The sequence below is a fragment of the Mesorhizobium sp. C416B genome (assembly GCF_030323165.1).
GTDB lineage: Bacteria > Pseudomonadota > Alphaproteobacteria > Rhizobiales > Rhizobiaceae > Mesorhizobium.
This window is the reverse complement of record NZ_CP100471.1, coordinates 1,735,517-1,746,225: the sequence shown is the minus strand read 5'-3', so window position 1 is coordinate 1,746,225 and position 10,709 is coordinate 1,735,517. Positions and strand designations below refer to the sequence as shown.

Here is a 10,709-nt window from a genome sequence, read left to right as displayed (position 1 = left end):
CCTGCAATTTTCACCCTTTGTGATCTGGCAGGACCAGTTCACGGCCTTGTTATTGACGGAAGGCCACATAGGTGTTACCAGTAAGTAACATTCGGATAGTTACAGACCGGTAACACCCTAGTCAAGAGGTGAACCGAATTTTTAGGGAGACAAGGAGACTGCGATGGCAGACGGCATTACCGATCGCGTGCGCCCCCGGGACCGAATCCTGGAGACGGCGCAGGACATGTTTCACAAGCATGGCATCAAGGGCGTCGGTGTCGACGCCATCACGGAAGCCGCCGGCACCAACAAGATGACGCTCTACCGTCATTTTGAGTCGAAGGACGAACTGATCGTCCAATGCCTGCGCGCGTCGGCGGCTAAAGGCGCCGCGATGTGGGACCAATTCGAGGCTGAGCATCCCGGCGACAAGCTCGCCCAGTTGCATGCCTGGATTCGCATGGCCGCTGCTTGCCTGGCGGCTGACGGTCGCGGCTGCGACATGGCCAATGCCGCCGCCGAATTGACCGAGCCGGACCATCCCGCCAGGAGCGTGATCAAGGAGCTCAAGAGCGCTCAGCGCGATCGCCTCGTTGCGCTGTGCCGGGATGCGGGCATCGGTCAGGCCGAGCTTCTGGCCGATACGCTGTCGCTGCTGTTCGAAGGGGCGCGCGTCAGCGTGCAGACCATGGGCTGCCAGGGCCCCAGCACGCAGTTCGTGCGCATGGCTGAAGGCCTGATCAGCTCTTTCAGGGCGCGCTGAATTTCAGCTTTCGGAGTTGAGGAGTCCCCATCATCCGGCGGGCTTTTGGCTATTCTCCGAACTTGCACGTCAACTCTAATTTAGATTCATTTGAGAATGAAAAAAGCCCGCTGCCGGGAGGAGGTGGCAGCGGGCTCGATTTCGAACGAGATGCGGGAGGAGGTGCACCGCGCTCAGCGTCGGCATCGCATCTGGGAGGAGTAGATGGCCGACACCCAGATGAGTAAGGGTTGCCCAATGATTCGGCAACAATGAAAGTTGCATGGCTGCTGTGCAGATTTGCGGCATCTACCCCGACTTGTCGTACAAATCGCGAGAAACCGCCACGGCGCGACTTCACTGCACCGGCACGTTTTCCTTGAAGATCAGCCGTGGCTCGATGAACTTCTTCGTCAGGTATGGCGCGGCGGATGCGATCGAGCCAAGCAGGCGGATCACAGATTGCTCGGCGATCAGCCGCGCATTCTGGTCGATGACGACATCGGCGAGGTCGTCGACGAGATAGCCGCGCGTTTCCTTGGTCAGGTCGTGGCAGATGAAGACCGGCTTCTTCTTTGGCTTGGCCTCGAGCAGCGCTCTCGCCACACCTGAGCGCCCGGCGCCGACGCAATAGATGCCGAGCAGTTCCGGCTCGTTGTGCAGCGCCTGCATCGTTGCGGTGTAGCTGCCCTCCGGTTCGTCATTGATCTCGACCGCACTCGAGACCGTGAGATTGGGGAATTCCTCTGTCAGCACCGACCGAAAGCCCATCTCGCGCTCCTCGTGCCCGCGATAGGAACGCGAGCCGACGACCATCGCCAGATGACCCTGGCGGCCATTGAGGAAGCGCCCCATCAACAGCGCCGCCGTGCGTCCGGCAACCCGGTTGTCGATGCCGACATAGGCCGAACGGGGAGCGGCTGGAACGTCGGAGACCAGCGTGACAAGGCGGATGCCTGCCTCGACCACATCGTGCAATATGTTGCGCGTTCGCGGATGATCGACGGCAATGACGCCGACGCCATTGGCCTTCAGCGACAGATTTTCAACCGCCGCCTGCAGCGCTGCCGGCGAGATGCCGCCGAGATTGTGGATCCGGCACGAGGCGACCAGCGGCAGGCGCCCCGCATAGTCCTCGATGTGCCCGGCGAGGTCGATCATGAAACCGTTGGCGCCGATCGGCAGGAAGAATTCAAGATGCGCCGGCCGCGACGGCAGCGTCACCTGATCGACCACCGGCAAATAGCCGAGCTGCTTGGCCGCCTCCATCACCCGTTGGCGGTTGGCGGCGCTCGCGCCGGCCCGGTTGTTCAGAACCCGGTCGACGGTCGCGGTCGACAGGCCGCAGCTCCTGGCTATGTCGGCAACGGTGGCTTTCATGGCTGTAGTCATAGAGCATGATCCCGAAAAGTGGGAACCGGTTTTCTCGGACAAACGGGAACCGTTTTGTCAAAAGGTCATGCTCTACAACGAGTTAGAGCGGATGCGTTTCCGTGCCAGACGGCGCGAAGACGGTTCAGCCGTGCGATGGCCCGCCTTCGATGATGGCGTCGCGGATCTCCTTGTCCGACATCCCGGTGATGATGCGTTCGACCTCGGCCACGCTGGTCTTCTTCGGGTCGATGTCGTCGGCCACCACCTTGCCCCGGCGCATGACGACGATGCGGTCAACCACCTGGAAGACATGGTGGATGTTGTGGGCGATGAAGATGCAGGAATGCCCGGAATCGCGCGCGTTGCGCACGAAGCTCAGCACGCCTTGCGTCTCGGCGACGCCGAGATTGTTGGTCGGCTCGTCGAGGATGATCAGGTCGCTGTCGAAGTGCATGGCGCGCGCGATGGCGACGGCCTGCCGCTCGCCGCCGGACAGGGAGCCGATCGGCGTCGTCGGCGGGATGTTCTTGGAGATGCCGACCTGTTTCAGCAGGTCGCGCGCGACATTGTTCATCGCCTCCTGGTCCATGCGGTTCAAAAAGCGCGGCGGTTTGATCGGCTCGCGGCCGAGGAACAGGTTGCGCGCGATCGACAGCTGAGTCACCAGTGCCGAATCCTGGTAGATCGTCTCGATGCCGTGCGCGATGGCGTCGCTGGTGCTGCGCAGATTGACCTTCTTGCCGCGGATGAAAATGTCGCCGCTGGTCAGCGGCACCGCCCCCGACAACACCTTGATCAGCGTCGATTTGCCGGCGCCATTGTCGCCGAGCAGGCCGACGATCTCCCTTTCGTTGACATGAAAATTGGCGTCTTCGAGCGCCTGCACGCGCCCGTAGGACTTTTTGATGTTGGACATGCGGATGAGCGGTTCAGCCATGGTTCTAGGTCCCTGCCTGATGCCGGCGTTCCAGCCATGAGTGCAGCGCCATCATGCCGAGGATGATGGCGCCGATGAAGATGTTGTAGGCCAGCCCGGGCACGCCGATCAGCACGATGCCGTTGCGCATGACGCGCAGGATGAGGATGCCGAGCACGGTGCCGATGATGGTGCCGCGCCCACCGGTCAGCGCCGTGCCGCCGATCACCACCATGGCGATGACTTCGAGCTCGTAGCCGGTGCCGCTGTTGGGGTTGGCGGCCGACGTGCGCAGCGACGAGATGACGCCGGCAAGCGAAGCCATCACCGACGACAGCACGAACAGGCCGATCTTGACGCCGCTGACGTTGACGCCGCGCGCCCTTGCGGCGCCTGGATTGCCGCCGGCTGCCTGGATCCAGTTGCCGGTCCGGCTTTGCGTCAGCACGTAGCCCAGCGCGATGGCCGCCGCGATGAACCAGAAGAGCGACATGTAGATGCGGAACGGGCCGATGAAGAAATCACCGACCAGCGCTTCGGCCAGCCAGCTGCCCTCGGCGCTCCACGTCCGCTGCGGAAAGCCGTCAGTGACGAACAGCGCGGTGCCGCGCACCACCAGCAGCATGCCGAGCGTCACCAGGAAGGATGGGATTTTCAGCTGCGTGACGAACCAGCCATTGACCAGGCCGATGAAGGCCGCGATCAGCAGCGCGGCGAGGAAGCCGACCTCCAGCGAGGTCAGGCCGCTGTTGAACAGCGTCCACATCAGCACCGGCGAAAAGCCGAACAGCGAGCCGACCGACAGATCGAATTCACCCGACGTCATCAACAGCGTCATCGCCAGCGCGATCAGCCCGAGTTCGACGGTGAAGGCCAGCGTGTTGGAGATGTTCTGCGGCGACAGGAAATCGTGGTTGATGCTCCAGAACACCGCGATTTCGACGATGAGCAGAACGAAGGGCCCGAATTCCGGCCTCGCGATCAGGCGTTGGATGAGCGAACGGTTTTCCACTGATAACCTGCGACAGGAAGGGGAAGGCTGAACCTCGCACGTCGTGCGAAGGGTTCGGCGAAAAAGGAAAAAGACAGTCGCGACCGCGGCTGCGGCCGCGACTGGTGAAGGTCTGGGTTATTTACCGGACAGGATGTCGTCATAGACCTGCGCGGTGTCCTTTTCATAGAGCGCGCCGGTGATGACGTTGAAGCCCGGGGGAATGCCTGACGCCGCCATGTTGGCCAGCGACAGAGCGACATAGCTGGTCGCCTGCGGGTCCTGCCACTGGCCGGCATTGACGTAGCCGGTCAGCACTTCCTGGGTGGTGTCGAGCGAGTTGCCCCAGCCGACGACCGGGATTTCGCCCGGCTTGATGCCGGCCTGGTCGAACACCCGCTTGATCGAGCCGGTGACCAGATCGCCGAGGCCGATGATTGCCTTGACCTTGGCCTTGTTGGCGGTGAGATAGTCGACCATGCGGTTGATGGCTTCGGCCTGGTCGAGGGTCGCTTCGGTGATCTCATAGGTGATCCCCAGCGGTTCGAAGACGCTCTTGATGCCTTCCTCTTCCTGGACGCCGTAGGTGGCGCCGGGGATTTCGACCGGCATCCAGACGAAGTCGCCCTTCTTCACCAGGCCCTTGTCGACCAGATATTGCGCCCAGTGCTTGCCGAAGGTGACGTTGTCGCCGCCGACATAGGCGTCGAAGCTTGCCTTGGGATCGGGCGTGTTGAAGTTGATGATCGGGATCTTGGCCGTGTTGGCTTCCTTGGCGATTTCGATCAGGCTGCCCGGATCGGGGCTGGTGGTGACGATGCCGTCGGCCTTTGCCGAGATCGCGGCGCGCACGGCCTCCTGCTGCGAGGCAACGTCGCCATTGTGGAACGAGGTGTTGACGGTGTTGCCGGTGTCCTTCGCCCATTGCTTGGCGCCGGCCAGGAAGTAGGTCCAGACCGGGTCGGCCGGGCCGCCATGCGAAATCCAGTAGAACGTCTTGGCCTGTGCCGCCGCCGGAACGGCCAGCGCCACAATCAAGCCAAGCACGAGTAATCGTAGCCTCGTCAGCATTTGCTTTCCTCCCATGTTGAAAAACGACCTCCACGTCCGGCGATGATCCGGGCCATGCCCTTGATCCTCTCCTCCTGCCAGCGCCGACCCGGATGCGCAGAGCATCTTCTTTTGCGGCCGATGGCAAGCCTCCATCCGCTCAATGGATGGTGGCGCGATGCAACGCGCCATCAGCGATCCCATCAGATCGCATCAGTTAGAGAGCAATTCCAGGAAAAGTGTGAAACGGTTTTCCGCCCGGAATTGCGTCAAACCAAGAGATAGAGATATTCCCCGGCAAGCAGGCGGGGCTTAAACTCAGGCGCGCGGATTTTCCTGAAAGCGCTCGGCCTGGCGGTTGCGCAGCACCTTGGCCAGCCGGTCGAGCGCGAGCGCCAGCACCATCACCGCGCCGATTACGAAGGGGCTCCATGCGGCGTCGATGCCGAACAGGGTCACGCCGCTCAAGATGACCTGGACGATCAGCATGCCGATCACCGCACCGAAGACGGTGCCGCGCCCGCCGGAAAGCGAGGTGCCGCCGATGATCGCCGCGGCAATCGCCATCAGCACGAAACCGCCGCCTTGGTCGACGTCGGTAACGGGAGAGCCAAGCCACAGCGCGCCCGCCAGTCCCGAGACGATGCCCATCAGCACCAGCGTCTGCAGCCGCACAGCACCTGTCGGGATGCCGGCATAGAGCGCCGCCTGCGGATTGCTGCCGACGGCCTGGATCCGGTAGCCGAAGCGGCTGCGGTGAAGCACGAGGTGCATCACCACCGCCATTGCAACGAAGACAAAGACAGCCGTCGGCACAAGGCCGAACAGCTTGCCGTGAACGATCTCAAAGAAGTCGCCGCCTGGGCTGGCCGGAGCTGTCGCTTGCATCTTGACGGCCACCGCCGCCACGCCCCGGAACATTGCAAAGGTGCCCAGCGTAACGACGATGGCCGGCAGTCGCAGCGCCACCACCAGCAGGCCGTTGACGAGGCCGAGCCCGGCGCCGAGCAGCACGCCGGCAAGGGCGGCAAGCCACGGGTCGATGCCGGCGGCCAGAAGGAATGCGGTGAGAAGGGCCGCGAGATGGAATATCCAGCCGACGGAAAGGTCGATCTCGCGGAGTGCGAGCACGAACACCATGCCGATCGCCAGCATGCCGGGATACGCAGCGGTTTCCAGCAACGACAGCACATTGGCCTCATCGAGGAAATCCGGCCGGGCAAAGCCTGTAATCGCCACCAGGACAACGAGCCCGATGAGCGGCCTGAGTTCGACGGCCAGGCGAAGGCTGCGCTTCGGGTGGGCAGCCGAACCGGCAAGCTGTAGCGTGGGATCCAATCGTGTCATGCCATGGCTCCCACGAGTTTCTTTTTCGGCCGCTCCGCCTCCGGCATCTCGCCGGTGGTGGTCAGTTGCAGCACTGTCCTTCGCTTCATCTCGGCGCCGGACAGCTCGCCGGCGACCCGGCCGCGGTGGAAGACAAGGACGCGGTTGCTGAGGTTGGTCAGTTCGGACGGCTCGACCGAACGCAGCAAAACGATACAGCCATTGGCCGCCATCTGCCGGATCAGCGCATAGATCTTGCGCTTGGCAGCCGCCTCGATACCGCCAGCCGGATTGTCTAGGAGCAGCACTTGCGGCGCCGTCTCCAGCCATTTGGCGATTACGATCTTCTGCTGATCGCCGGCCAGCAGCGAATTCACCGGCGCGTCCGGCTGGCCCTTGATGCGCAGCGCATCGATCTGCCTTGCGGCGGCGGCGATCGCGGCCTTGGGCGAGTAGCGGCGCGACCCCCAGTTGCAGGCGCCGGTAGCGATGTTGCCTATGTTGAAGGCCAGCGACCGGTCGGGCATCAGGCCGTTGCACAGGCGGTTGGCCGGCACCAGGCCGATGCCGCGCCGCGCCGCTTCGGTCGGATTTCCAGGCAAGCCGTAGCCGTCGGGGAGCCGCACCCTGCCGCTTTGCGCCTTGCGCAGGCCAAACAGCATCTCGAACAGGTGTTCAACGCCTGACCCCTCAAGCCCGGCCAAGCCGAGGATCTCGCCGGAGCGGGCGGTGAAGCTGACGCCGGAAATCCGGCCGCCGCTCAGACCCTCCACCGTGATCCGCGGCCTTATCGTGCTGGCATTGGCCGGCAGTGCAGGCGGGAACAGGCTGCCGCGCTGCTGGCCGATCATGGCGTCGATCACATCGGCTTCGCTCAACGCCGAGCGCTCACTTGTCAGCACGTCACGGCCGTTGCGCATCACGGTGACCTGGTCTGCGATCGCAAACACATCCTCCAGCCGATGCGAGACATAGAGCACGCTCGTGCCCTTGGCCTTGAGGTCTCTTAGTACGGTGAACAGGTGCTCGGTCTGGCGCCGGTCGAGCGCAGAATTCGGTTCATCGAGGATCAGCAGCCTCGGGCCTTCCAGAATTGCGCGGCCGAGTTCGACATATTGCCGTTCGCCCATGCCGAGTTGTCCCACAGGAGCGTGGACATCGACGTCGAGCTTGAGTTGCCGAAGCACGGTGCGGCTGCGTGCCTCCATCTCGCGCCTGGAGACGAAGCCATTGCGCAACGGCTCGCGATTGACGAACAGATTGGCCAGCACCGAGCGGTCGGCAAACAGGCTGAGCCCCTGGTGGACGACGCCGAAGCTGTGCTTGCGTGCAGCGATCGGGCTGTCGACGGTGACCATCTGGTCGCCGACGCGGATGGTGCCGCTGTTGGGCCGGAGCACGCCGGCAAGCAGCTTCACCAGCGTCGACTTGCCGGCGCCGCTTTCACCGACGACAGCATGGATCGTCCCCTGTCCGACAGACAGGTTCATATCCCTGAGCGCGACAACGCCGCCATAACGCATGGCGAGATTGCGCACCGATATCATCGGCAAACCGAGCATGCGATTCGGCCCCCACAGACCGCGCCCCGATCCTGGAGCGAATTTCCGATACAGTCACCCGGATTCCGCTAACAAACGGCTTACAGGGACCGGATAGGAACTTTTATCGGCTATCCGTTCGTCCTGGCTGCTCCGAAATCAGATCAGGTCGGCCTTGGCGAGGTCCCGCATGAGATGGCTGGCGCCGTAGGTCCAGTGCGGGCAATCGGGCGACAGAAGCACGCGGTTCACCAGCGCGCCGAATTTCTCCGACGAGATGGTGACGATGTCGCCGATCTTGTGGGTGAATCCCTTGCCCTTCTCGCCGCGATCCTTCGACGGCACGAACATGGTGCCGAGATAAAGCGCCAAGCCGTCGGGATACTGGTGGTGCGGCCCCATGGCGGCCGCGACCAGCTCTTCGGGCGAACGGCTGATCTCGGCCATCGAGCTCGCGCCCTCCAGCGAAAACCCGTCCTCGCCCTCGACCTGCAGCCGCACCGTGGCGCGCTTCACGTCGTCGATCGAAAATGTTGCGTCGAACAACCGGATGAAGGGCCCAAGCGAGGCCGAGGCATTGTTGTCCTTGGCCTTGCCGAGCAGCAGCGCCGAGCGTCCCTCGACGTCGCGCAGATTGACGTCGTTGCCGATGGTGGCGCCGACGATCCTGCCGGTGCTGGCGGCGATCATGGCGATCTCCGGCTCGGGGTTGTTCCAGGTCGACACCGGATGCAGCCCGACATCGGCGCCGAAGCCGACGGACGCCATCGGCTGGCATTTGGTAAAGATCTCGGCGTCGGGGCCGATGCCGACTTCCAGATATTGCGACCAGGCGCCGCGCTGGATGAGCTTGGCCTTGATCTCCATCGCTTCGGGTGAGCCGGGCTTCAGCTTCGACAGATCGTGGCCGATCAGCCCGGCAATGTCGGCGCGGATGGCGTCGGCCTTTTCCGCCGAGCCGCGCGCCTGCTCCTCGATGACGCGTTCGAGCAGGCTGACCACGAAGGTCACGCCCGACGCCTTCACCGCCTGCAGGTCGACAGGCGAGAGCAGATAGGGTTTTGCCGGATCGCGGGTGGCCTGAAAGCTGTTGGCGGCGATCGCGTCGAGCGAGCCGATCGGTTCGCCCTTGGCAGAGCGCACGTGTCCGGCCGGATCGGCCATCTCGCAGATGTCGCGTACTGTGGGTGCGGTGGTCGAGGTGACGTCGAAAACGATCCCGTCGCGCACGGTGACCACCAGAGGATGCGAGGCATCGCTTGCCCTGGCTCGGCCGATGAAGAGCCCGTCGGCGGGAAGCTGCGTTGGGTTCGTCATGGCTTACGGTCCTTTGATGATCGAGATGGCAGCTGGGCCGCGGCACTTTCACCGGATTCACGCCAAAGGTCTATCCCGTGGCGCAGGCAATTGTCGGTTCTGACATGAGGCCCGCTCTTTCAAAAAAATGAAACTAGCACTAGAATTTTCATTTTCCGCATACTCCAGGTGAAGCCTTGCCCACACCGTTTTCCGTTCCGATCTGGCAGAAGCCGCAGACCGCATCCGCCTTCCAGTTGCTCGTCACTGCGCCGGTCGACGTTGTCATCGTCGGCGGCGGCTTCATGGGCCTGTCGACCGCCTTGCACGCGGTCCGGCTCGGTCTCGGTGTACAGGTGCTGGAGGCTGGCGAGATCGGCCAGGGCGCCTCGGGCCTCAATGGCGGCCAGGTCATTCCCGGCCTGAAATATGATCCCGAATGGCTGCTCGAGCATTTCGGTCCCGAGCGCGGCCAGGCATTGGTCGATTTCGCCGCCTCCACGGCGGACGCGGTGTTCGACCTGATTCGCGGTGAAAAACTGGCGGTGCCGTTCACACGCAATGGCTGGATCCAGGCCGCGCATACCGAAACCGCATTGAAAGCGGCGGCGAACAGGGATCGTCAATGGCGGGCGCGTGGCGCCGATGTCCGGCTTCTGAATGAAAGCGAGATCGCCGCTATGACCGGCGCGCAAGGCTATCTCGGCGGCTGGCTCGACCGCCGCGCCGGCATCATCGATCCGCTCGCCTATACAGTGGAACTGGCGCGCATCGCCGCCGCCGCCGGCGCCAGCATTGCCGAGCGGCAGAAGGTGGTGAAACTCCGCAAGGAGGCCGGCCTTTGGCGTGTCTCAACCGAAAGCGGCGCCGAGGTGCGGGCGAAAGCGGTTGTCCTGGCGACGAACGCCTATACCGATGGACTGCTTCCGGGCCTCGCCGAAACGATCGTGCCGCTGCATTCCTTCCAGGTCGCGACCGCGCCGCTGTCATCCAACCTTGCGGCGACGATCCTGCCGGAAGGGCAGGCGGTGTCCGACTCCAGGCGCATTCTCGTCTACTACCGCAAAACAGCCGACGGCCATCTGGTGCTTGGCGGCCGCGGCCGCATGGCGCGGCCGAGGAGTGAGGCCGACTGGGCGCATCTGCAGCGCGCGCTGGTCCGGCTCTATCCGGCGCTCTCCGATGTTCCGATCGAGAAGCGCTGGTTCGGACGCGTGGCGATGACGCCGGATCACCTGCCGCACATTCACGAGCCCGAGAAGGGCTTGCTCGCCGTGGTCGGCTGCCAGGGCAGGGGCGTCGGCCTGATGAGCGCGCTGGGAAAGCGCATGGCGGGCTACCTGGCAAACGGCGACGCAACGCAATTGCCGTTCCCGCTGTCGCCGATCCGGCCGATTCCGTTCCACGCCTTCCGCCAGGTCGGCGTCGCCGCGACCATCGCCTGGTACCGGATGCTCGACGCCTTCGAGCGCTGATTGGGCGCCGGTCGCC

9 protein-coding genes are annotated in these 10,709 nt (G+C 63.7%); 2 read left to right on the top strand and 7 right to left on the bottom strand.

What is annotated here, in order from left to right:
- Positions 1-163: 163 nt before the first annotated feature.
- Positions 164-745 (top strand): TetR/AcrR family transcriptional regulator, encoded by a 582-nt coding sequence (locus tag NLY43_RS08860; protein ID WP_023668517.1) that lies wholly within the window; start codon positions 164-166, stop codon positions 743-745.
- Between the two features lie 336 nt (positions 746-1,081).
- Here NLY43_RS08860 and NLY43_RS08855 read toward each other — a convergent pair whose 3' ends face one another.
- From NLY43_RS08855 to NLY43_RS08825, 7 genes are all read right to left on the bottom strand, one after another.
- Positions 1,082-2,104, bottom strand: coding sequence for a LacI family DNA-binding transcriptional regulator (locus NLY43_RS08855; protein WP_023709913.1), 1,023 nt, complete (start codon positions 2,102-2,104; stop codon positions 1,082-1,084).
- 136 nt (positions 2,105-2,240) lie between these two features.
- Positions 2,241-3,035: an ATP-binding cassette domain-containing protein gene (locus NLY43_RS08850; RefSeq protein ID WP_023668515.1), complete on the bottom strand. Its 795-nt coding sequence runs from the start codon at positions 3,033-3,035 to the stop codon at positions 2,241-2,243.
- A gap of 4 nt (positions 3,036-3,039) precedes the next feature.
- Positions 3,040-4,026 carry an ABC transporter permease gene (locus NLY43_RS08845; RefSeq protein WP_023668514.1) on the bottom strand — a complete coding sequence of 329 codons (987 nt, stop codon included), beginning with the start codon at positions 4,024-4,026 and terminating at the stop codon, positions 3,040-3,042.
- 117 nt (positions 4,027-4,143) lie between these two features.
- Entirely contained in the window at positions 4,144-5,076 is a 933-nt protein-coding gene (locus NLY43_RS08840; protein ID WP_023687083.1) for a substrate-binding domain-containing protein, read from the bottom strand.
- A 297-nt stretch (positions 5,077-5,373) separates the two neighbouring features.
- Positions 5,374-6,402, bottom strand: a complete 1,029-nt coding sequence (locus tag NLY43_RS08835) for an ABC transporter permease (RefSeq protein WP_198025435.1) — start codon at positions 6,400-6,402, stop codon at positions 5,374-5,376.
- Positions 6,399-7,943, bottom strand: coding sequence for a sugar ABC transporter ATP-binding protein (locus NLY43_RS08830; protein ID WP_023709911.1), 1,545 nt, complete (start codon positions 7,941-7,943; stop codon positions 6,399-6,401). The genes NLY43_RS08835 and NLY43_RS08830 overlap by 4 nt, the downstream gene beginning before the upstream one ends.
- 138 nt (positions 7,944-8,081) lie before the next feature.
- Positions 8,082-9,239, bottom strand: a complete 1,158-nt coding sequence (locus tag NLY43_RS08825) for a fumarylacetoacetate hydrolase family protein (protein WP_023692130.1) — start codon at positions 9,237-9,239, stop codon at positions 8,082-8,084.
- A 176-nt stretch (positions 9,240-9,415) separates the two neighbouring features.
- Between NLY43_RS08825 and NLY43_RS08820 the strand changes: the two genes are divergently transcribed.
- A complete protein-coding gene (locus NLY43_RS08820; protein WP_023709910.1) occupies positions 9,416-10,693 on the top strand; it encodes an NAD(P)/FAD-dependent oxidoreductase in 1,278 nt (425 codons plus the stop codon).
- Positions 10,694-10,709: the final 16 nt, after the last annotated feature.

Bases quoted from the DNA above. Each gene is read 5' to 3' on its own strand.
- NLY43_RS08860 (WP_023668517.1), top strand. From the start codon at position 164: ATGGCAGACGGCATTACCGATCGCGTGCGCCCCCGGGACCGAATCCTG.
- NLY43_RS08855 (WP_023709913.1), bottom strand. From the start codon at position 2,104: ATGAAAGCCACCGTTGCCGACATAGCCAGGAGCTGCGGCCTGTCGACC.
- NLY43_RS08850 (WP_023668515.1), bottom strand. From the start codon at position 3,035: ATGGCTGAACCGCTCATCCGCATGTCCAACATCAAAAAGTCCTACGGG.
- NLY43_RS08840 (WP_023687083.1), bottom strand. From the start codon at position 5,076: ATGCTGACGAGGCTACGATTACTCGTGCTTGGCTTGATTGTGGCGCTG.
- NLY43_RS08835 (WP_198025435.1), bottom strand. From the start codon at position 6,402: ATGACACGATTGGATCCCACGCTACAGCTTGCCGGTTCGGCTGCCCAC.
- NLY43_RS08830 (WP_023709911.1), bottom strand. From the start codon at position 7,943: ATGCTCGGTTTGCCGATGATATCGGTGCGCAATCTCGCCATGCGTTAT.
- NLY43_RS08825 (WP_023692130.1), bottom strand. From the start codon at position 9,239: ATGACGAACCCAACGCAGCTTCCCGCCGACGGGCTCTTCATCGGCCGA.